The sequence below is a fragment of the Micromonospora sp. NPDC007230 genome (genome assembly GCF_042869115.1).
In the GTDB taxonomy this organism is placed as follows: Bacteria; Actinomycetota; Actinomycetes; order Mycobacteriales; family Micromonosporaceae; genus Micromonospora.
Genome location: NZ_JBIAFE010000006.1, coordinates 116,723 through 136,922 on the forward strand (window position 1 = coordinate 116,723; position 20,200 = coordinate 136,922).

Consider the following 20,200-nt stretch of genomic DNA (forward strand, 5'->3'; position numbering starts at 1 on the left):
CGTGGGCGCGATCACCGGAACGTTCAAGGGCTTCGGGGTCACCTTCTCGCACATGTTCAGGAAGGTCGTCACCACCGACTACCCGTTCAAGCCGCCGGTCTCGGCGCCGCGCTACCACGGCCGGCACATCCTCAACCGGCACCCGGACGGCCTGGAGAAGTGCATCGGCTGCGAGCTGTGCGCCTGGGCCTGCCCGGCGGACGCGATCTACGTGGAGGGTGGCGACAACACCGAGGAGCAGCGCTTCTCCCCGGGTGAGCGGTACGCCAGCGTCTACCAGATCAACTACGCCCGGTGCATCTTCTGCGGGCTGTGCATCGAGGCCTGCCCGACCCGTTCGCTCACCATGAGCAACGAGTACGAGCTGGCCCGGGACAACCGGCAGGACCTGATCTTCACGAAGGAGCAGCTGCTCGCGCCGCTGCTGCCCGGCATGGAGCAGCCGCCGCACGCGATGCGGCTGGGCGACAGCGAGAAGGACTACTACGTCGGCGGGCTGACCAACCCGGGCACGTCCGCCGGCGCGGAGCACTCGCCGAACGGCGCGGGTCAGTACCGGGTGGACGAGCACCCCGGGGTGACCTTCCCCGGCGCCGAGCAGGCCGCGCAGCGGGCCGAGGCGGGCAAGGGAGCAGGAGCATGACCACTCAGACAGTGCTCGCCGCGGCGGGCCAGGTGTCCGGGGGTGAGGAGGTCACCTTCTGGATCCTCGCCCCGCTGGCGCTGATCGGCGCCATCGGCATGGTCTGGGCGCGGAACGCGGTGCACTCGGCGCTCTGGCTGGTGCTGACCATGCTCTGCCTGGGCGTGTTCTACGTCCTGCAGGCCGGGCCGTTCATCGGCATGGTGCAGATCATCGTCTACACCGGCGCGATCATGATGCTCTTCCTGTTCGTGCTGATGCTGGTCGGCCGGGACGCCTCCGACTCGCTGATCGAGACGCTGCGCGGCCAGCGGGTCGCCGCGGTGGTGCTCGGTGTCGGCTTCGCCGGCCTGGTGGGCAGCGGCCTCTACCGGGCCCTGGAAGGCGTCCAGGCGGTCGGCCTGGACAAGCCGAACGCCGAGGGCAACGTGCAGGGCATCGCCCGGCTGCTCTTCACCAAGTACGTCTTCGCCTTCGAGCTGACCTCCGCGCTGCTGATCACGGCGGCCGTGGGCGCGATGGTGCTGGCGCACGTGGAGCGGCGCAAGGAGGATCGGATGGACCAGATCGCCACCATGAAGGCCCGGTTCCGCCCCGGCAACTACCCCGGGCCGAAGCCCGGACCGGGTGTCTTCGCCACCTCCTCGTCGGTGGCCACCCCGGCCCGCCTGCCCGACGGCCGGCTGTCCGACCGCAGCATCCCCGAGATCCTGCCGGTGCGGGAGCTGACCGCTGAGGAGACCTCGTTGAAGGGGACGGAGAAGTGACCCCGGACTACTACCTGATCCTCGCCGCGGTGCTGTTCACCATCGGTGCCGTCGGCGTGCTGATCCGGCGTAACGCGATCGTGCTGTTCATGTGCGTGGAGCTGATGCTCAACGCCGCCAACCTGACGCTGGTCACCTTCAGCCGGATCAACGGCGACCTGAACGGCCAGATCATGGCGTTCTTCGTGATGGTGGTGGCGGCGGCCGAGGTCGTGGTCGGGCTCGCGATCATCATGTCGATCTTCCGGACTCGACGCTCGGCGAGCGTCGACGACGCCAACCTGCTGAAGTACTGAGGGGCCTGCGGTGGAACAGACTCTGACCTTTGCGTCGGCTGAACCGACCGGGGCCGTTGCTTTCGCGACGGCGGATGGACTGCTCGGCAGCGTCTGGCTGCTGGTGGCGATCCCGCTGGTCAGCGCGGCGATCCTGCTGCTGCTCGGCCGGCGGGCGGACCGCTGGGGCCACTGGCTGGGGGTGGGTGCGATCGGCGCCGCCTTCGTGCTCGGCCTGACCTACTTCCTCCAGCTCCGTGGTCTGGAGAACAAGCAGGTCCAGCTGAGCCTCTGGCAGTTCATCACGGTCGGCGACCTGAAGGTGGACTTCGGTCTGCTCTTCGACCCGCTGGCCGCGGTGTTCGTCCTGCTGATCACCGGGGTGGGCTTCCTGATCCACCTGTACGCGGTCGAGTACATGGCGCACGACGAGGGCCGGCGACGGTTCTTCGGGTACTTCAACCTCTTCGTCGCCGCCATGCTGCTGCTGGTGCTCGGCAACAACTACGTGATGCTCTACTTCGGCTGGGAGGGCGTCGGGCTGGCGTCGTACCTGCTGATCTCCTTCTGGTACGGCCGGCCGAGCGCGGCCACCGCCGGCAAGAAGGCGTTCCTGATGAACCGGGTCGGCGACGCCGGCCTGGCCATCGGCATCTTCGTGCTGTTCGCCCAGCTCGGCACCACCCAGTACGACGAGGTGTTCAGCGGCGTCGGTGCGCTGAGCCAGACCACGGTGCTGGTGCTCGGCCTGCTGCTGCTGCTCGGCGCCGCCGGCAAGTCCGGCCAGTTCCCGCTGCAGGCGTGGCTGCCGGACGCGATGGAGGGCCCGACCCCGGTCTCCGCGCTCATCCACGCGGCCACCATGGTCACCGCGGGCGTCTACCTGATCGCCCGCTCCAACCCGATCTTCTCGGCCAACGCCACGCTCCAGCTGGTGGTGGTCAGCGTCGGCGCGGTCACCCTGCTGATGGGCTGCCTCATCGGCGCGGCGAAGGACGACATCAAGCGGGTGCTGGCCTGGTCCACGGTGAGCCAGATCGGCTACATGTTCCTCGGCGTCGGCCTGGGCGGCGGGGCGTACGCGCTGGCCATCGTGCACCTGCTGGCGCACGGCTTCTTCAAGGCCAACATGTTCCTCGGTGCCGGCTCGGTCATGCACGGCATGAACGACCAGGTGGACATCCGCCGCTTCGGCAACCTGGCCAAGTACATGAAGGTCACCTGGCTGACCTTCATGATGGGCTGGCTCGCCATCATCGGCATCCCGCCGCTCTCCGGCTACTTCTCGAAGGAGCCGATCATCGCGACGGCGTTCGAGCGGGGGGACTGGACGTCCTGGCTGTTCGGCGGCGCCGCGCTGCTCGGCGCGGGGCTCACCGCCTTCTACATGACCCGGCTCTTCGTGCTCACCTTCCACGGCCCGGCCCGCTGGACCGAGGACATCGAGCACCCGCACGAGTCGCCGAAGCTGATGACCGTCCCGCTGATCCTGCTGGCGATCGGCTCGGTCGGTGCCGGCTTCCTGCTCTCCACGTCCGTGCCGGACTGGCTGACCGCCACCGCCGGCCTCGGCGGCGAGCACGCGGAGCACGAGGCGGTCCTCGCGCACTGGCTGATCACCGCGCTCTCGCTGCTGGTCACCGTGCTCGGCGCCGGACTGGCCTGGTTCCTGTTCCGCAACGGCACGGCCACCGCCCCGCAGCCGGCCGGCGTGCTGGTCACCGCCGCGCGCCGGAACCTCTACACGGACGCCTTCAACGAGGCGGTCTTCGAGAAGCCGGGCATCTTCCTCACCCGGGCGCTGGTCTTCCTCGACAACCGGGGCGTGGACGGGCTGGTCAACGGCCTGGCCGCCGCCGTGGGCGGGGGCTCGGGCCGGCTCCGGCGGCTGCAGACCGGTTTCGTGCGGTCGTACGCGACCTCGATCCTGACCGGCGCGCTGCTCGTGGTGGCGGCGTTCCTGGCGGTGCAGGCGGGGTGGCTGGCGTGATCGACCTCAACGCGGCCGCCCCCGCCGGCGGGCCATGCAGTCACGACGGAGGTAAGGCCGAATAATGTCCAACTTCCCGTTCCTCTCGGTGCTGACCGTGGCGCCGCTGGTGGGCGCCCTGGTGGTGGCCCTGCTGCCGCGCCGCAGTCCGGACCTCGCCAAGCTCGTGGCGTTCGCCTGGTCGCTGCTGGTGCTGGTGCTCTCGGTGGCCATGTGGATCGCCTTCCAGGTGGACGGCGACCGCTTCCAGTTCCGCGAGTCGTACGCGTGGATCCCCAACTGGGGGGTCAACTTCACCTTCGCGGCCGACGGCATCGCGCTGGTCATGCTGATGCTGATCGCGATCCTGGTGCCGCTGGTGATCCTGGCCTCCTGGCACGACGCCGAGTCGTCCAAGCGCTCGGTGCCGGTCTACTTCGCGCTGCTGCTCGTCCTCGAGTGCACGATGATCGGCGTCTTCGCCGCCGCCGACGTCTTCCTGTTCTACGTGTTCTTCGAGGTCATGCTGGTGCCGATGTACTTCCTCATCGGCAGCTACGGCGGCCACCAGCGGCAGTACGCGGCGGTCAAGTTCTTCCTCTACTCCCTGGTCGGCGGTCTGTTCATGCTGGCCGCGGTGATCGGCCTCTGGGTGGTCGGCGGGAAGACCTTCGACTGGCAGGCACTGAGCCAGGCCGACCTCCCCACCGACACGGCCCGCTGGCTCTTCCTCGGCTTCTTCCTGGCGTTCGCGATCAAGGCGCCGTTCTTCCCGTTCCACACCTGGCTGCCGGACGCCGGTGGCGCGGCCCCGGCCGGCGCGGCGGCACTGCTGGTCGGCGTGCTGGACAAGGTCGGCACCTTCGGGATCCTGCGGTACTGCCTGCCGCTCTTCCCCGAGGCGTCGAAGTGGTTCGCCCCGTGGGCGCTGGCGCTGGGCCTGATCGGCATCATCTACGCCGCGCTGCTGGCGGTCGGACAGAACGACCTCAAGCGGCTGGTGTCGTACACGTCGATCGCGCACTTCGGCTTCATCGGCGTCGGCATCTTCGCCTTCACCACCCAGGCCGGCACCGGCGCGGTGCTCTACATGCTCAACCACGGCCTGGCCACCGGCCTGCTCTTCCTGGTGGTCGGCATGCTCATCGCCCGCCGCGGCTCGGCGTTGATCAGCGACTTCGGCGGCGCGGGCAAGCTGGTCCCGGTGCTGGCCGGGGTGCTCTTCTTCGCCGGTCTGGCCTCGCTGGCGCTGCCCGGCACCGCGCCGTTCGTCTCCGAGTTCCTGGTGCTGATCGGCACGTTCACCACCAACAAGCCGGTCGCGGTGATCGCCACGCTGGGCATCATCCTGGCGGCGGCGTACGTGCTGTGGATGGTGCAGCGCACCACTCAGGGCACGCTCAACCCGGCCCTGACCGAGGTCGACGGCATGCGCCGTGACCTGAGCCTGCGCGAGAAGGTCGTGGTCGCCCCGCTGATCGCGCTGATCGTGCTGCTCGGCTTCTATCCCAAGCCGGTCACCGATGTCATCAACCCCGCCGTCCGGGCGACCATGCAGGACGTCGGTCGGACCGACCCCGCCCCGACGGTCGGCAGCGTCCAGGAGGCAGCCCGGTGAGCGCGAGGAGTGAACGAGCGGAGCGAGTGAGCCCCGCAGTCGCGAACGAAAGGCGGCACCGTCAATGACCGAGCTGAAGTTGCCGTCGATCGACTACGCGGCGCTCGCCCCGATCCTGATCATGCTGGGCGCGGCCCTGTTCGGCGTCCTGGTCGAGGCGTTCGTGCCGCGTCGGCTGCGCAACCCGGTGCAGTTGCTGCTCGCCCTCGCGGCGGTGCTCGCGGCGCTGACCATGGTGATCCTCAACGCCGACGACCGGCTGATCACCGCCGGGCACGCGATCGCGGTGGACGGGCCGACGCTCTTCCTCCAGGGCGCGATCCTGATCCTGGCGGCGATGGCGCTGCTGCTCATCGGCGAGCGCGCCGTGGAGCGGGGCGGGGCGTTCGTGGCCCACGCCGCGGTGACCGCCGAGTCGGTCGACGACCGGCGGCAGGCCGCGGGCGCGGGCGGCACCACCGAGGTGTACCCGCTGACCACGTTCGCGATCGGCGGCATGCTGATCTTCGTGGCGGCGAACGACCTGCTGACCATGTTCATCGCGCTCGAGGTCTTCTCGCTGCCGCTCTACCTGCTCTGCGCGCTGGCCCGTCGCCGGCGGCTGCTGAGCCAGGAGGCCGCGCTGAAGTACTTCATGCTCGGCGCGTACGCCTCGGCGTTCTTCCTCTTCGGCGTGGCGCTGGTGTACGGCTTCACGGCCGGTGTGCCGGACCGCGCGGCCGGCGTCGACTTCGCCACCGTGCACGCGGCGGTCGGCGAGTCCTCGTCCAGCCAGGTGCTGCTCTTCGCCGGCATGGCGCTGCTCGCCATCGGCCTGCTCTTCAAGGCCGCCGCCGCGCCGTTCCACGTCTGGACGCCCGACGTCTACCAGGGCGCCCCGACCCCGGTGACCGGCTTCATGGCCGCCTGCACGAAGGTCGCCGCCTTCGGTGCCCTGCTGCGGGTCTTCCACGTCGCCTTCTCCGGGGCCGCCTGGGACTTCACCCCGGTGCTCGGGGCGGTTGCGGTGCTGACCATGCTGGTCGGCGCGGTGCTGGCGGTCACCCAGACCGACATCAAGCGGCTGCTCGCCTACTCGTCGATCGCGAACGCGGGCTACCTGCTGGTGGGCGTGCTCGCGCCGAGCAAGGACGGGCTGTCGGGCACGATGTTCTACCTGGTCGCGTACGGTTTCTCGGTGCTCGCCGCGTTCGCCGTGGTGACCCTGGTCCGGGACGCCGACGGGGAGGCCACCCACCTGTCCCGCTGGGCCGGGCTGGGCCGCCGGTCGCCGTTCTTCGCCGCGATCTTCACCTTCATCCTGCTGGCCTTCGCCGGTATCCCCCTGACCAGCGGGTTCACCAGCAAGTTCGCGATCTTCGCCCCGGCGTTGGACGCGAACCAGGCCTGGCTGGTGATCGCCGGTGTGCTGACCAGCATGGTGCTGGCCTTCCCGTACCTGCGGGTCGTGGTGATGATGTGGCTCTCCGAGCCGGGCGACGCCACCCCAACGGTCACCGTGCCGGGTGCCCTCACCTCGGCGGCGCTGGTCATCGGGGTGCTGGCCACCCTGGTCCTGGGGGTCGCCCCAGCACCCCTGCTCGATCTGGCCACCGGTGCCGCCGAATTCGTGCGATGACTGAGGTTCTCCCGACGGGGGCCGGTACGCCTGGCGTACCGGCCCCCGTCGTATCCCCTCTTCGGGCAGGTCGAACGGGTGTGGCATGGTTGAAGGCGTGGTGATTCCGGCTGGCGAGCGTTCAGGTGCCACCGGCTCCGGCGGTCGCCGGAGTCCGGAGAGCACGGGTCAGTTCGGCGCGCTCGGCCTGGACCTCGCCGACCCGCACGTCGAGGCGTCCGTGCTGGGTCTGCTCGAGCGGGTCGAGAGTGAGCTGCGGGCCAGTGTGGCCAGTGCCGACCCGCTCGTCACCGAGGCGGCCCGGCACCTGGTCGAGGCCGGCGGCAAGCGGTTCCGCCCGCTGCTGGTGGCGCTGGGCGCCCAGTTCGGCGATCCGAGCGGTGCCCAGGTCGTACCGGCCGCCGTGGTGATGGAGCTCACCCACCTGGCGACCCTCTATCACGACGACGTCATGGACGAGGCGGCGGTGCGCCGAGGCGCGCCGAGCGCCAACTCGCGCTGGACCAACTCGGTCGCGATCCTGGTCGGCGACTACCTCTTCGCCCGGGCCGCGGACATCGCGGCCGACCTGGGCCCGGAGGCCGTACGGCTGCAGGCGCGGACCTTCGCCCGGCTGGTGCACGGGCAGATCGCCGAGACGGTCGGCCCGCGGGACACCGACCCGGTCGCGCACTACCTGCACGTCATCGCCGAGAAGACCGGCTCACTGATCGCCACCTCGGCCCGCTTCGGCGGCATGTTCGGCGGTGCTTCCGCCGAGCACATCGAGGCCCTCGCCGGGTACGGCGAGATCATCGGCGTGGCGTTCCAGCTCTCCGACGACCTGCTCGACATCGCCTCCGAGTCGGTGCAGTCCGGCAAGACGCCCGGCACCGACCTGCGGGAGGGCGTACCGACCCTGCCGGTGCTCTACGCGCTCGCCGGGGACGATTCCGACGCCGCGAGTGTCCGGCTGCGAGAGATCCTGGCCACCGGTCCGCTGGTCGACGATGCGCTGCACGCCGAGGCGCTCGGCCTGCTCCGCGAGTCCCCGGCGCTCAAGCGGGCCCGGGAGACCGTCCGCAGCTACGCGGAGGACGCGAGGGCGCAGCTCGCCCCCCTCCCCGACGGCCCCGCCCGCCGCGCCCTCGAGTCCCTCTGCGACTACATCGCCGACCGCACCAGCTGACGCCCCCCGCCCCCCGGCGCGTCGATCATGAGGTTGGCGGCGATGTTGATCGCGATGAGTGCCGCCAACCTCATGATCAACGGAAGTGGTCAGGGGGTGGGGTGGGTGAGGAGGCGGCTGCCGGTGAGCATGAGGAGGGCGGCCAGCAGCATCGAGGCGGCGGCCGCGGTCCACATGGTGGGGTAGCCGAGCGCGCCGGCCAGGGTGCCCAGGCACAGCGGGCCGAGGCAGCCGCCCGCGTACACGCCGGTCTGGGTGATCGAGGTGGCGGCGGCCGGAGCCTGCGGGTGGAGCCGGACCACCGCGAAGTTCATCAGCCCGGGCCAGGCCCAGCCGAGGCCGAAGCCGAGCAGCACGCCGACGATCAGCGACACCGGCCCGGCCACCGCGAGCAGGGCCAGCCCGACCGCACCGATTACCAGCATGCCGGCGATCAGCGCGACGTGCCCGGTCTCCCGGCGGTCGGCGAGCCAGCCGGTGCCGACCCGGGCCACCACGCAGACCGCGCTGCCCAGGGTGAGCGTCAGGCCGGCCAGGGCCGGTGACAGCCCCCGGCCGGCGGACGAGTCCACCAGGAAGGTGCCCAGCGCGTTCGCCGCGCCGGAGGCCAGGGTGGCGGCGAGGCCGATCACCACCAGCGCCACCGTGGCCCGGCCCGCCCGCCCGCCGGTGGCCGGTCGCGCCGGGTCGCGCTCCTGCGTGGGTACGGCCGGCAGCGCGGCCAGCGCCGCCCCGGCGGCGGCCACGAACGCCCACCGCCAGCCGGCGGTCAGCGCGATGGTGGGCACCGCCGCACCGGCCAGCAGGGTGGAGACCGGGATGGCGGCCTGCTTCACCCCGAAGGAGAGCCCCTGCCGGTGGGCGGGTACGTGCCGGGCCAGCGCCGCGTTGCTGGCGAGCTGCCCCAGGGCGTTCGCGGCGGCGCTGAGGCCGAGCAGCGCGACCAGCATCGGGTACGACCGGGCCAGTGCCGCCACGGCCAGCAGCGAGCCGGCGGAGAGCACGATGGCGGCGCGGGCCACCACGGCGGAACCGTACCGCTCGACCAGCGCGCCGGAGGGGACCGAGGCGAGCGCGCTGATCCCGAAGTAGACCGCGACGGCCAGCCCCAGCCCGGCGGGGGAGAAGTGCAGCTCGTCGCCCATCTGCACGGCGAGGCCGCCGACCAGGAAGACGGGCAGGACGCAGGCGATGGTGGTGGCGATGGCGCCCGCGCTGGCGCGGACGGTACGGCGGGACGTGGGCGGCGAGGGGTGCAGCACGGTCTCAGTCATGGCCAGGCAAACCTACGCCGGTCACGTTTCGGCGGCCGCCGTCACGTTTTAGCAGCTGATCGTGTCTGTCGGTGCACGGTCTGTGCCCGGTGATCTGGCATCCTCGATCCGAACAGGCATTTCGCGCGCGGCCTGTTTTTCATATGGTGTAAGTCCCCGGCGGCGGAGGTGGTTGTGCGCGACCCCTTGGCGGAACCTTCGGACCTGATCCGAAGTGTCTCCCGCGCGCTTCGAGTGCTCGAGTCGGTCGGCCGTGCGCCGAGGGGACTCACCGTCAAGCAGATCGCCCGCCGCTGCGAACTGACCGTCGCCACCACGTACCACCTGGTGCGCACCCTGGCGTACGAGGGATACGTGATCCGGCGGGAGGACGGGACGTACATCGTCGGCCTGGAGGTGGCCGACCGGTACCGGGAGCTGGTGACCGCCTTCCGGGGGCCGCCGGCGGTCGGCGAGTCGCTGCGGCGAGCGGCCGCGGACACCGGCTGGAGCCACTACCTGGGGCGCTTCGTGGGCGGCCAGGTGGCGGTCACGGCGGTCGCCGAGGGGCCGCGCTCGCCCTACCTGGAGGACCTGGTGCCGGGCTTCGACGAGGGCGCGCACGCCACCGCCCTCGGCAAGAGCCTGCTCGCCACGCTCACCCCCGAGCAGCGCTTCCGCTACCTGCGCGAGTACGGCATGCGCCCGTTCACCAGCGCCACCCTCACCAGCCCCGAGGCGTTCGAGGCGGACCTGGCAGCCGGTGACCGGCGCGGCATGCAGTTGGAGCTGGGGCAGTTCCGGCAGGGGGTGGCCTGCGCGGCGGTGCTGGTCACCCCGGACAAGGACATCGAACGCCGGGTGGTGCTGGCGTGCGCGCTGCCGGCCAGCGAGATGATGACCTCCGCCCGGGTGGTCCGGGCCAAGCTGCTCGTCGTGGCCCGCGCGGTGGCCGACGGCATCGCCGCCGACACCTGATTTCGCCGAAGGGCCCCTCCCGGCGGGGGAGAGGCCCTTCGGGAGCGGTCCAGCGCCGGACCGCTCGGGGTGGGGTCAGCTGCCGATCGGGCCGCCGTCGAGGCGCCAGGTCACCACCACGCCGGGCTTGGCGAAGTCGCCGTCCGGCCAGGTGGAGGCGGGGTTCTCCACCGACGCGCCGGTGATCTCGCCCGGGTGCTGCACCGCGACGAAGACCGAGCGGTTGTCGTTCGTGATGAACGGGCCGCAGGTCTCCGCGCCGAGCGGCACGGTGAGGAACTGCTTCAGGTGGCCCCGCTCCGGGCCCTCCAGCGCGGTGGCGAACAGGCCGTCGTTGCTGCCCAGCGCGTTGCCGTCGGTGGCGATCCAGAGGTTGCCGGTGGCGTCGAACGCCACGTTGTCCGGGCAGGAGATCGGCGAGACCTTGGTCTTGTCGTACCCGGCGAAGTGGGTGGACGCGTCGGCCGGGTCGCCGCAGACGATCGGCAGCGACCAGGCGAAGGACTCGGCGGTGTTGTCGTCGCGGTCCTCGACCAGCTCCAGGATCTGCCCGTGCTTGTTGAGGTTACGCGGGTTCGCCTCGTCGGCGGCGGCCTTGCCGGCCTTGCCCCGGTCGGTGTTGTTGGTCAGCGCCACGTACACCTTGCCGGTGAGCAGGGACGGCTCGACGTCCTCCGGCCGGTCCATCTTGGTCGCGCCGACCTTGTCGGCGGCGAGCCGGGTGAAGGTGAGCACGTCGGCCGCGGTCATCCCGTCGACGTACGAGCGGTTGCCGCTGACCAGCTTGATCCACCGGCCCCGGCCGTCGAAGGCCCCGTCGGCGGGGAGCTTGCCGGTGCCGTCGATCTCGGCGGCGCTGTTGCCCGCCAGGGCGGCCACGTAGAGCGTGCCGGACTCCAGCAGGGTCAGGTTGTGCCGGCGGGCCACCGAGGAGCTGCCCGGCAGGAACTTCTTGTCCGAGACGAACTTGTAGAGGTAGTCGAACCGCTCGTCGTCGCCCATGTACGCGACCACGCGGCCGTCCTTCGCCACGATGACGTTGGCGCCCTCGTGCTTGAACCGGCCCAGCGCGGTGTGCTTACGCGGCTTGCTGTCCGGGTCGAACGGGTCGATCTCGACGATCCAGCCGAACCGGTGCGCCTCGTTCGGGTGCTTCGCCAGGTCGAAGCGCTCGTCGGCGCGCTCCCACTTGCGGCTGCCGCTCGGGTAGCGCGAGTCGGTCGGGATGCCGTACCGGGCCAGCTTCGGCTTCAGCTCCGCCGGCGCGCCGTCGCCGCCGACGAAGTACTGGTTGAAGTTCTCCTCGCCGGAGAGCACGGTGCCCCACGGGGTGATCCCGCCGGCGCAGTTGTTCAGCGTGCCGATCACCGTACGGCCCTTCGGGTCCGCGGCGGTGCGCAGCCAGGCCGAGCCGGCGGCCGGACCGGTCAGCTCGAACTTCGTGGCCAGCGCGGTGACCCGCCGGTTGTACCGCCGGCCGTGCTTCACCGGCCGCCACTGTCCGGTGCTCTCCACCCGCTCCAGCTCCACCACGGACATGCCGTGCGCGGCCATCGCCACCCGCAACTGCTCCACCGAGAGCGCGTCCTGGCTGGTGAAGCCGGGGAACATCAGGTCCTCGTTGGTGTACTCGTGGTTGACCACGAGCAGCGCCCGCCTGCGGTCGATGGGCAGCACGCCCACGAAGTCGTTGTTGTAGCCGAACTGCTGCGCCTGCGCGGCGGCGGTCTGGCCGTGCAGGTCGAACTCGGGCGCGCCCTGGACGACCGGGTCGCCCCACTTGATCACGACGGCGTGGTCGTACCCGTTCGGGACGACCAGGGTGTCGAGCTTGTTCGGCGGGATCGGCTTGAAGGTCAGGGCGCCGCTGCCCACCCCGCCCTGCGGCGCGGCGGCCTCGCCCGCGCCGGGGACGGCCGGCGCGGCCGGCGCGGCGGCGGCCGGGGCGGCGCCGGCCAGCGCACCGGCGACGCTGCCACCGAACCCGAGCACCAGGGCGCCGACGGCGCCGGCCCGGACCACGCCGCGCCGGGACACCTCGGCGTCGACCAGGTCCCCGAAGTACGGGTTGTCGGAAGCGTTCGGTACCGGGTGGTCGCAGGCGTTGCCGCAGCGGTACAGACAGGTCATCGCATCACGGGAGCCGTGCCGGGTGGCGCCCAGCAGCGGGAGCAGCCGGGGACGGTCGCTCATCGGAAGGTGCCTCCTGGGAAGACGTGGATGGCGCGCCCGGGTTCATCCGCGCGCGTACCGGCCGGACGCTGCCAGGGCGCGGTGAGCGGGTGTCGGCCGTAATGTGAACCACTCGTGAACACCTGCGGCGTGAGCTGGGCTGAACCGAACGGCGTCACCACACGTATCCAGGAATGAACGCACCACCGGACTCGTCGTACGGGAGCGAGGAGACCGCCATCAGCGACCACGACGCCCAACTGCTGCGCGCCTTGTACGACGAGCATGCCGACGCGCTCTTCGCGCACGCCCTCCGGCTGGTGAACGGCGACCGGTCGCGCGCCGAGGACCTGGTGCAGGAGACGCTGCTGCGGGCCTGGCGGCATCCCGAGTCGCTGGACCCGGCCCGGGGGTCGGTGCGCGCCTGGCTGTTCACCACCGCCCGGAACCTGGCCATCGACGCCTGGCGGCGCCGCTCCAGCCGGGTCGGTGAGGTCTACACCGACGAGCTGCCCGAACCGGTTGACACGGCGGACGAAACCGAGCGCGCGGTGGAGGCGTGGACCGTGGCGGAAGCGCTGAACCGGCTGAGCCCCACTCATCGTGAAGTCCTGGTGGAGTGCTTCTACCAGGGGCGGTCGGTGGCGGAGGCGGCCGCAAGGCTCGGCGTGCCGCCGGGCACGGTCAAGTCGCGTACGCACTACGCGCTGCGCTCACTCCGGTTGGTCCTGGCCGAGATGGGGGTGACCCGATGAGCCGTTGCGAGTTCGCGTACGACGACGGCGCGTACGTGCTGGGGGCCCTCGCCCCGGCGGAGCGGGCCGCCTACGAGCGGCACCTGGCCGGCTGCGCGGCCTGCCGGGAGGCGGTGGCCGAGATCGCGGTGCTGCCCGGCCTGCTGGGGCGGCTCGACCCGGCCGGGCTGGAGCAGTTCCTGCCGTCGGCGTCGGAGACCTCCCGGCTGCCCGCGCTGCTCGACGCCGCCCGGGAGCAGCGGCGCCGCGAACGGTCCCGGGCGCGCCGGCGGTACGCGCTGAGCGGGCTCGCCGCGGCCGTGCTGGCCGTGCTGGCGGGCGTCGGGGTGAGCCTGGTCCGCCCGGCCACCCCGCCGGCGCCGCAGGTGGCCCTGACCGAGATGCGGCCGGTCGCCGGCCCGGTCCCGCTGCACGCCGAGGTCGGGCTGACCGACAAGAAGTGGGGCACCGAGGTCACCCTGCGCTGCGGGTACGACCAGCGGACGGGTCACCGGGAGGCGTACACGTTCCGGCTGGTGGCGCACGGCCCGGACGGCGCGACGGAGCAGGTCGCCACCTGGCTGGCCGCTCCCGGGGACGACTTGCGCATGGTCGGCGCCACCCACTTCACCCACGGCGAACTGGTCCGCCTCGAACTGCTGCGCGCCGACGGCACGCCCGTCCTCGCCTACGACTTCCGCTGAGGAGCGGTCAGCGGCTCGCGGCGGGGACCGGGGTGGCGGCGGCGCGGGCCTCGGCCCGGCTCCGGCGGGCGTTGCGGTAGGCGTCCGTGGTGAAGATGACCAGGGCGAGCCAGACCAGGGCGAAGCCGGCCAGCCGGGCCGGCGGCATCGGCTCGTGGTAGATCAGCACCCCGCAGCCGAGCTGGAGGATCGGGCCGACGTACTGCAGCATGCCGATGGTGGACAGCGGCAGCCGGTTCGCCGCCCCGGCGAAGAGCAGCAGCGGGATCGCGGTGGCCGCGCCGGCCAGCACCAGCAGCGCGGTGTGCGCCGCCGACACGTGCCCGAAGGTCGCCGCGCCGCGGTGGATCAGCCAGCCCAGGTACGCCAGTGCGGGCAGCGCCAGCACCGCCGACTCGACGAAGAGTCCCTCCGCGGCGGGCAGCGCCAGCCGCTTCTTGACCAGGCCGTACCCGGCGAAGCTGAAGGCCAGGACGAGCGCCAGGTAGGGCAGCCGGCCGTAGTCGACGGTGAGCACCGCCACCGCGAGGCCGCCCACCCCGAGCGCGACCCACTGCGCCGGGCGCAGCCGCTCGCGCAGCAGGAAGACCCCGATCAGCACGATGACGAGCGGGGTGATGAAGTAGCCGAGGGCGGTCTCCACCACCCGGTCGGAATTCACCCCGTAGATGTAGGTGCCCCAGTTGACCGCGATCAGCGCGGCGGCGGTGCCGATGCCGGCGAGCGCCCGGGGCCGGCGGGCCAGCGCCCGAAGGAAGCCGATGTTGCGCAGCGCGGCCAGCAGCAGGGCCACGAAGACCACCGACCAGACGATCCGGTGCGCGAGGATCTCCATCGGGCCGGCCGGCCGGAGCAGCTTCAGGTAGATCGGGAAGAAACCCCAGATCAGGTACGCGCCGAAGCCGAACAGGTAGCCGAGGCGGGTCTGGTTCACGCCTCCACCGTAAGTGGTGAAGCCGCGCCCTGGTCATTTCCGGTGACCTGGTTCACCGGTGGTGTCCAATTCATCCAGAGGTCGGGCTCGACCGGGACGAAGCCGATCTTCGCGTACACCCCGTGCGCGTCCGCGGTGGCCAGCACGATCCGGCGTACGCCCAGCTCGGTCAGGTGGTCGCGGACCGCGCCGGCCAGCCAGGTGCCCAGCCCCCGGCCGCGCTCGGCCGGGTCCACGTAGACGTCGCAGAGCCAGGCGAAGGTGGCCCGGTCGGTGACCACCCGGGCCACGGCCACCTGCTGACCGTCACCGGGCCGGTAGACACCGAAACCGAGCGAGCCGGCGAAGGCCCGCTCGACCGTGTCCCGCTCGCGCCCGAGCGCCCAGTACGCGTCGGTGGAGAGCCAGTGGTGCACCCGGTCGAGGTCGAGCCGGGTCGGATCGGTGCTGAGCTGGTAGCCGTCAGGGCGGGTCAGGGCGAACACCCTGCCACGCTAAACCCTCTCCACCCGCCCCTCACCAGCCAATTCCCGCCCACTGGCCTGGCCGGTGGGCGGGAACCGACGGGTGCTGGTGATCAGTCGCGGTCGAGGATGGCGCCGAGGATCCAGGTCACGATGCCGACGAAGAGCGCGCCCAGCACCGCGGCCGGCCAGAAGCCGTCCACGTGGAAGGGCAGCCCGACCTGACCGGCGATCCAGCTCGTGAGCAGGAAGAGCAGGCCGTTCACCACCAGCGCGATCAGGCCGAGGGTCAGCAGGTAGAAGCCGCAACCGACGGTCTTGATGATCGGCTGGAGCACGGCATTGACCACCCCGAAGATCGCCGCGACCAGCACCAGCGTGATCACCTTGTCGGTGACCGACTCGGTGTTCAGCGTGATGCCCGGGATGAGCAGCGCGGCCAGCCAGAAGGCGACCGCCGTGGTGGCCAGCCGGATCAGAAGACCCTTCAGAAAATCCATGGCCGGGATCGTGCCACGGTCCGTCCACCTGGGGAACCCGGGAAGATCGACGAATCGCGGCCAGCTCAGCGGCGTACCGGCCGACCGACCAGTTGCGACTCGATCGGCGTGGGCGAGAGCAGCGCCCAGCGCAACGCCCGCCGGTTCACCACGGCGACCATGTCGTCGCGGATCCGGGTCAGCCACTCCGCAGAGCCGCCGAGGCCGAGAGCCGTGCCGGCCAGCGCCGCCTCCACCGGGTCGAGCGGTTGCAGGATCGCCAGGTCGGCGCGGGCCAGCGCCGCCGAGTCCGCCGGGGTGAGTTCGTCCCGGACCACCAGGACGGACCGCCAGGGCGCCTCCGGCCCGGCCTCGGGCGACACCGGCCCGGCGTCGACCACCAGCAGCAACGGTTGCAACGGCGAACCCGGCGCGCCGCCCACCGGCCGCCCGGGCGGGATCAGCGGCACCGCCCCGCCCACGCCCCGCACGAACGGCTCCCACACCCGGGGCCGGGCGGTCTGCACCACCACCCGGGCGCCCAGCGCCAGCGCGCGCAGCGCGATGAGCTGCGCGGCGCGTGCCCCGCCGACCAGCAGCAGCCGGGTCGCCCCGGGCCGGAACAGGCGCACCGTCACCGCCCCGCCACGGCGGTTGGTGCCCACCATCAGCCCCGACTCGCCGAGGGAGAGTTCCAGGTCGGCCGGGGCCGGGGCGGTGCCGGCCGGGGCCGCCCCGAACGGCAGGGTGGCGGCCAGGCCGGCCAGGTGCTCGCCGTCGAGCCGCCGGACGTCCGCGCCGAGATCCCCGGCCAGCCGACGCAGCGCCCGCTCGGCGGCCGACAGCTCCGCGGCGGTCCAGGCGGCCAGCCGTACGGTCAGCCCGGCCGGCACCGGTGCGGAGTCGGTGCGCGGCCCGACACAGAGCGACACGGTGGTGGCCGTGGCCGGCAACGCCAGCAGCCGCGACACCAGCCCGCGGGCGGCGTCGGTCCGCAAGTCCGGCCAGCGCCGCAGCCGCCAGGTGGCCTGCGCCAGCCCGCCCGCCGTCACCGTTGGCCAGCTCTCCCGGACCGGCGCTCCGACGTCGTGGTGGGCCAGTTCGGCGACCACCCGGAGCGCCGCCGGCCCGCCCAGCGGGCGGCCGGTCAGCGGGCCGAGGCGGCGGACGATCCGCCGGACCGTGCCGGACAGGGTGCGTCGCAGTTCCTCGTCCGACCAGCCGTCGACGCGCAGCACCCGGACGGCGAGCACCGCTCGGGTCCGGCCCGCCAGCCGCCCGTCGGTGAGCTGCCGGTACGACGTCCCGGCGGTGCCTGCCCCGACGGCCGGGGCCGGGGCGCGGGATGCGGCGAGCAGGAGCTGGATCCGGACCGGCGGGCCCTCCGGGCCCGATGGGGGCAGCAGGGACAGCGGTGCGGGGAGGGCTTGCGGGCCGTCCCCGAGCAGGTCACCGGGGTCGCCGATCTCCAGCAGCGCGGTCATCCCGGCGGCGTCGTCCAGCACGGCGGCCGGACCGCCGGCCAGTTCGGCCGCGCGTACGGCCGTACCGGGCGCGACGAGCTCCACCAGCGCCGCCGGCCCGGCCGCCGCCGGCAGGGCGCGCCGCCGGGTGAGGTGCCCCAGACCCACCAGCAGCCACTCGTAGAGCCACCGGCCGCGGAACCGCACCCATGCGGCGGGGAGCAGCAGCGTGGCCAGCAGCAGGGCGGCAGCGGTCACCGCCACCCCCCGGCCGACGGCCGCGACCAGCGCCGCCACCGCGATCTGTGCCGCCACCACCTGCCCGGCCCGGACGGCGGGCACCGTCCACTGTGCTGCCCTGGCGGTCGCGGGCGCCGGCCGTCCGGTGGAGGCCGCCGTCACCGGGCCCTCCTGGTTCGCGGGGCTCGCCGACCCGGCTCACTCCTCGCGCTCACGGTGCCTTCCTGATTCGCGGCTGCGGGGCTCGCAGATTCGGCTCACTCCTCGCGCTCACAGTTCCCTCCGCCTGGTCGCCGGGTGACGGTGGCGTGGCTCATCGTAAGGGCAGCGTTGTCCACAGGGGAGCCCGAGGGGGTAGCAGAACCGCAGTCGGGCGGCTACCGTCAGCGACGAGTTCCGCCGAGCGCGCGCCGTCCCCCGCCCCACCACTGCGGCTCTCGCGCTCCGGCGAGTCCACGGTGGTCGTTCCAGCGACCAGCCACGACCAAGGAGACGAGGTGACGTCCGGGGTGTCCCAGACCCAGGCAGAAGCCGCGGTGATGCAGCAGACCGCCGCGAAGTTCGAGCAGGTGGACCAGTCGTTGCAGACCATGCTGAGCGGCCTGATGGCCGAGCTGGAGGTGTTGCAGCAGGCCTGGCGGGGCGCCGGTGGGCGTTCCTTCGAGCAGGTCAAGCAGCAGTGGGCGCAGGACCAGGCGGCGCTGCAGCGGGCCCTGCGGGAGACCGCGACCGCGATCCGCACCGCCGGCCAGCAGTACGACGTCTCCGACACCGAGGCCGCCGGCCGGGTGGCCGGCACCCACCGCGGCATCCAGCTGCCGCTCTGACAAGGAAGGACCGATCTCATGGATCACGGTGTGCTGGTCGTCAATTTCGCCGCGTTGCAGCAGGCGAGCGGAGACATCCAGAAGGCGCTGAACACCCTCGACAGCCAGCTCGGCCAGCTCGAACGGGACGCCGCGCCGCTGGTGGCGAGCTGGACCGGCGAGGCCCGCCAGGCGTACGAGCAGCGACAGGCGCGGTGGCGGGCCGCCTCGCAGGATCTCCAGGCCATGCTGCGCGACATCAAGCTGGCGGTGGAGGAATCCGCGGCCGACTACCTCGACACCGAGAAGCGGAACGTCAACCTGTTCCAGTAGTCGTCGCCGCCCGTGTCGCCAAGATCCGCACAACCTCCCGGATGGTGTGCCCGTGCTCAGCCGGTCGCAGCTTCCCTGAAGTTGTGCGGATCTTGGCGGCTGGCGTGGCGGCGACCGGTGGGTCAGCTCGGGTCGGCGGGGCGCCAGCGGCGCCGGGCACCCCGGGGCACCACCACGCCGAGCAACACCACTGCCGTCGCCGCCGCTCCGATCGCGCCGGCCACCAGCAGCGCCCGCTGTCGGGCCGTCGCCCGGCGGGCCCGCTGTGCCGCCGCGGCCGGGTCCGGCCGGTCCACCGCCAGCGCCGCGCCCCGAGCCGGGCGGGCCGCCACCGGCCCGGGTGACTCGGTGACCGCCCGGTACGGGTTGAGCACCCCGGCACCGTAGCCCTCCCCGCGCCCCGGCGCCGGGTCGGCGGTCGCCACCAGCCGCCGGGCCACGTCCACCGCGCTCAGTTCCGGGCGGTACTGCCGCAGCAATGCCGCCGTCGCGGCCACGAACGGCGTGGCGTAGCTGGTTCCCTCCGCCCGGTGGTGCCCCTGACCGGGCGCCGCCATCAGCACGTCACCGCCGGGCGCGACGAGGTCCACGTACGGGCCGGTCTGGGAGAAGGGCGCCCGGCTGCCGTCCGCCCCGATCGCGCCCACCCCGACCACCCCGTCGTACGCGGCCGGGTACGGCCGCGGGTCGCCGCTCTCGTGCAGGTTGCCGGCGGCGGCCACCACGACGACGTCGCGGCGCACCGCGTAGGCGATCGCGGAGCGGACGGCGGGATGGTCCGCGTACAGCACGACGGAGAGGTTCAGGACGTCGGCGTCGTGGTCGACCGCCCAGCGGATGGCCCGGGCGAACTCGGCCGCGCCGACCGTACGCCCCGACTCCCGACCCTCGACGACCTGCTGTTCGCTGACCCGTACCGGCAGGATGCGCGCGCCCGGCGCGAGTCCCCGGAACGCCACGCCTGGGCGGGGCGCCGCGGCGATGATGCTCGCCACGCCGGTGCCGTGCCCGGCGCAGTCCCGCCTGCCGTCACCGCCGGGGTCCAGGAAGTCGGTGCCGGCGAGCACCCGTCCGGCGAGCTGCGGGTGGGCCCGGTCCACTCCGGAGTCGACCACCGCGACGACCACCCCGGCGCCGGTCGCGAGCGGGTCGAAGCGGTCCGGCGCGTACCGCTGTTGCGGCCACGGCTGGTCGGCCACCGGGCGGGCCGGCGCGGGCGGCGTGGCGCAGCCCTGCGGCGCGCGCACCACGGGCCCGGCGGCGAACGCGGGTCGCCGCGCGGTGACGGGAACGGTCGGTGCGGCGACGGCGGGTAGCGGTGCGGTGACGGAAACGGCCGGTGGTGCGGCTGCGGAGGCGGGTGGTGGCGCGGTGCCGAAGACGGCCGGTGGCACGGCGGCGAGAAGGGCCGCCAGGGCGGCCAGGGGCGGGCGCGTGACGGGCCGGGACATCGACCGCCTCCGTATCGTGTCGGCTCCGGAACGGGATGTTAGCGCCTCGCTCGTGGTTCGGCAGACCGCTGACGGCCAGCCATTGTGATCTTGTTACCACCTTGTAGGTTGTACGCGATGCCTATGGCCTG

Annotated in this window: 19 protein-coding genes; 12 read left to right on the forward strand and 7 right to left on the reverse strand. The window is 72.5% G+C overall.

Annotation, left to right across the window (positions count from 1 at the left end):
* The first annotated feature begins 1 nt into the window (after position 1).
* The 7 genes from nuoI to ACFYML_RS11020 all read left to right on the forward strand — a co-directional run bounded on the left by nuoI (position 2) and on the right by ACFYML_RS11020 (position 8,058).
* Positions 2–643 carry an NADH-quinone oxidoreductase subunit NuoI gene (gene nuoI / locus ACFYML_RS10990; RefSeq protein WP_387420417.1) on the forward strand — a complete coding sequence of 214 codons (642 nt, stop codon included), beginning with the start codon at positions 2–4 and terminating at the stop codon, positions 641–643.
* Positions 640–1,410: an NADH-quinone oxidoreductase subunit J gene (locus ACFYML_RS10995; protein ID WP_073834092.1), complete on the forward strand. Its 771-nt coding sequence runs from the start codon at positions 640–642 to the stop codon at positions 1,408–1,410. The genes nuoI and ACFYML_RS10995 overlap by 4 nt, the downstream gene beginning before the upstream one ends.
* Positions 1,407–1,706, forward strand: a complete 300-nt coding sequence (nuoK, locus tag ACFYML_RS11000) for an NADH-quinone oxidoreductase subunit NuoK (protein WP_073834091.1) — start codon at positions 1,407–1,409, stop codon at positions 1,704–1,706. Before ACFYML_RS10995 ends, nuoK begins: the two co-directional genes overlap by 4 nt.
* A 10-nt stretch (positions 1,707–1,716) precedes the next feature.
* The gene (gene nuoL, locus ACFYML_RS11005; RefSeq protein ID WP_387271594.1) at positions 1,717–3,675 is read left to right on the forward strand and encodes an NADH-quinone oxidoreductase subunit L; all 1,959 of its coding nucleotides are present in this window, start codon (positions 1,717–1,719) and stop codon (positions 3,673–3,675) included.
* A 64-nt stretch (positions 3,676–3,739) separates the two neighbouring features.
* Entirely contained in the window at positions 3,740–5,272 is a 1,533-nt protein-coding gene (locus ACFYML_RS11010; protein ID WP_387420418.1) for an NADH-quinone oxidoreductase subunit M, read from the forward strand.
* A gap of 64 nt (positions 5,273–5,336) precedes the next feature.
* Positions 5,337–6,890, forward strand: a complete 1,554-nt coding sequence (gene nuoN, locus ACFYML_RS11015; protein ID WP_073834088.1) for an NADH-quinone oxidoreductase subunit NuoN — start codon at positions 5,337–5,339, stop codon at positions 6,888–6,890.
* A gap of 85 nt (positions 6,891–6,975) precedes the next feature.
* Positions 6,976–8,058, forward strand: a complete 1,083-nt coding sequence (locus ACFYML_RS11020) for a polyprenyl synthetase family protein (protein WP_387420419.1) — start codon at positions 6,976–6,978, stop codon at positions 8,056–8,058.
* An 89-nt stretch (positions 8,059–8,147) separates the two neighbouring features.
* On the opposite strand, the gene ACFYML_RS11025 is transcribed toward ACFYML_RS11020, so the two are convergent.
* Entirely contained in the window at positions 8,148–9,332 is a 1,185-nt protein-coding gene (locus tag ACFYML_RS11025) for an MFS transporter (RefSeq protein ID WP_387420420.1), read from the reverse strand.
* Between the two features lie 174 nt (positions 9,333–9,506).
* Between ACFYML_RS11025 and ACFYML_RS11030 the strand changes: the two genes are divergently transcribed.
* Positions 9,507–10,289, forward strand: coding sequence for an IclR family transcriptional regulator (locus ACFYML_RS11030; protein WP_387420421.1), 783 nt, complete (start codon positions 9,507–9,509; stop codon positions 10,287–10,289).
* Positions 10,290–10,364: 75 nt separating this feature from the next.
* Here ACFYML_RS11030 and ACFYML_RS11035 read toward each other — a convergent pair whose 3' ends face one another.
* Positions 10,365–12,482 (reverse strand): PhoX family protein, encoded by a 2,118-nt coding sequence (locus ACFYML_RS11035; protein ID WP_387420422.1) that lies wholly within the window; start codon positions 12,480–12,482, stop codon positions 10,365–10,367.
* Between the two features lie 239 nt (positions 12,483–12,721).
* Between ACFYML_RS11035 and ACFYML_RS11040 the strand changes: the two genes are divergently transcribed.
* Both ACFYML_RS11040 and ACFYML_RS11045 read left to right on the forward strand, forming a co-directional pair.
* Positions 12,722–13,216, forward strand: coding sequence for a sigma-70 family RNA polymerase sigma factor (locus tag ACFYML_RS11040; RefSeq protein WP_387420567.1), 495 nt, complete (start codon positions 12,722–12,724; stop codon positions 13,214–13,216).
* Complete coding sequence (locus ACFYML_RS11045; protein WP_387420423.1) at positions 13,213–13,899, forward strand: anti-sigma factor family protein; 687 nt, start codon at positions 13,213–13,215, stop codon at positions 13,897–13,899. Before ACFYML_RS11040 ends, ACFYML_RS11045 begins: the two co-directional genes overlap by 4 nt.
* A 7-nt stretch (positions 13,900–13,906) precedes the next feature.
* On the opposite strand, the gene rarD is transcribed toward ACFYML_RS11045, so the two are convergent.
* The 4 genes from rarD to eccE all read right to left on the reverse strand — a co-directional run bounded on the left by rarD (position 13,907) and on the right by eccE (position 17,641).
* Positions 13,907–14,833 carry an EamA family transporter RarD gene (gene rarD / locus ACFYML_RS11050; protein WP_387420424.1) on the reverse strand — a complete coding sequence of 309 codons (927 nt, stop codon included), beginning with the start codon at positions 14,831–14,833 and terminating at the stop codon, positions 13,907–13,909.
* Positions 14,830–15,318 carry a GNAT family N-acetyltransferase gene (locus ACFYML_RS11055; protein ID WP_387420425.1) on the reverse strand — a complete coding sequence of 163 codons (489 nt, stop codon included), beginning with the start codon at positions 15,316–15,318 and terminating at the stop codon, positions 14,830–14,832. The genes rarD and ACFYML_RS11055 overlap by 4 nt, the downstream gene beginning before the upstream one ends.
* Positions 15,319–15,410: 92 nt before the next feature.
* Positions 15,411–15,797, reverse strand: coding sequence for a phage holin family protein (locus ACFYML_RS11060; protein ID WP_387420426.1), 387 nt, complete (start codon positions 15,795–15,797; stop codon positions 15,411–15,413).
* 65 nt (positions 15,798–15,862) lie between these two features.
* Positions 15,863–17,641, reverse strand: coding sequence for a type VII secretion protein EccE (gene eccE / locus ACFYML_RS11065; protein WP_387420427.1), 1,779 nt, complete (start codon positions 17,639–17,641; stop codon positions 15,863–15,865).
* A gap of 347 nt (positions 17,642–17,988) precedes the next feature.
* Here eccE and ACFYML_RS11070 point away from each other — a divergent pair, with 347 nt between their 5' ends.
* Both ACFYML_RS11070 and ACFYML_RS11075 read left to right on the forward strand, forming a co-directional pair.
* Positions 17,989–18,306, forward strand: a complete 318-nt coding sequence (locus ACFYML_RS11070; protein ID WP_357434744.1) for a WXG100 family type VII secretion target — start codon at positions 17,989–17,991, stop codon at positions 18,304–18,306.
* Between the two features lie 18 nt (positions 18,307–18,324).
* Positions 18,325–18,618, forward strand: coding sequence for a WXG100 family type VII secretion target (locus ACFYML_RS11075; protein WP_387420428.1), 294 nt, complete (start codon positions 18,325–18,327; stop codon positions 18,616–18,618).
* Between the two features lie 122 nt (positions 18,619–18,740).
* On the opposite strand, the gene mycP is transcribed toward ACFYML_RS11075, so the two are convergent.
* Positions 18,741–20,069, reverse strand: a complete 1,329-nt coding sequence (mycP, locus tag ACFYML_RS11080) for a type VII secretion-associated serine protease mycosin (RefSeq protein WP_387420430.1) — start codon at positions 20,067–20,069, stop codon at positions 18,741–18,743.
* Between the last annotated feature and the right edge of the window lie 131 nt (positions 20,070–20,200).

Coding starts and splice junctions, on each gene's coding strand:
- ACFYML_RS11025 (WP_387420420.1), bottom strand. CDS start 9,332: ATGACTGAGACCGTGCTGCACCCCTCGCCGCCCACGTCCCGCCGTACC.
- ACFYML_RS10995 (WP_073834092.1), top strand. CDS start 640: ATGACCACTCAGACAGTGCTCGCCGCGGCGGGCCAGGTGTCCGGGGGT.
- mycP (WP_387420430.1), bottom strand. CDS start 20,069: ATGTCCCGGCCCGTCACGCGCCCGCCCCTGGCCGCCCTGGCGGCCCTT.
- ACFYML_RS11060 (WP_387420426.1), bottom strand. CDS start 15,797: ATGGATTTTCTGAAGGGTCTTCTGATCCGGCTGGCCACCACGGCGGTC.
- ACFYML_RS11035 (WP_387420422.1), bottom strand. CDS start 12,482: ATGAGCGACCGTCCCCGGCTGCTCCCGCTGCTGGGCGCCACCCGGCAC.
- ACFYML_RS11075 (WP_387420428.1), top strand. CDS start 18,325: ATGGATCACGGTGTGCTGGTCGTCAATTTCGCCGCGTTGCAGCAGGCG.
- nuoN (WP_073834088.1), top strand. CDS start 5,337: ATGACCGAGCTGAAGTTGCCGTCGATCGACTACGCGGCGCTCGCCCCG.
- ACFYML_RS11020 (WP_387420419.1), top strand. CDS start 6,976: ATGGTTGAAGGCGTGGTGATTCCGGCTGGCGAGCGTTCAGGTGCCACC.
- ACFYML_RS11045 (WP_387420423.1), top strand. CDS start 13,213: ATGAGCCGTTGCGAGTTCGCGTACGACGACGGCGCGTACGTGCTGGGG.
- ACFYML_RS11010 (WP_387420418.1), top strand. CDS start 3,740: ATGTCCAACTTCCCGTTCCTCTCGGTGCTGACCGTGGCGCCGCTGGTG.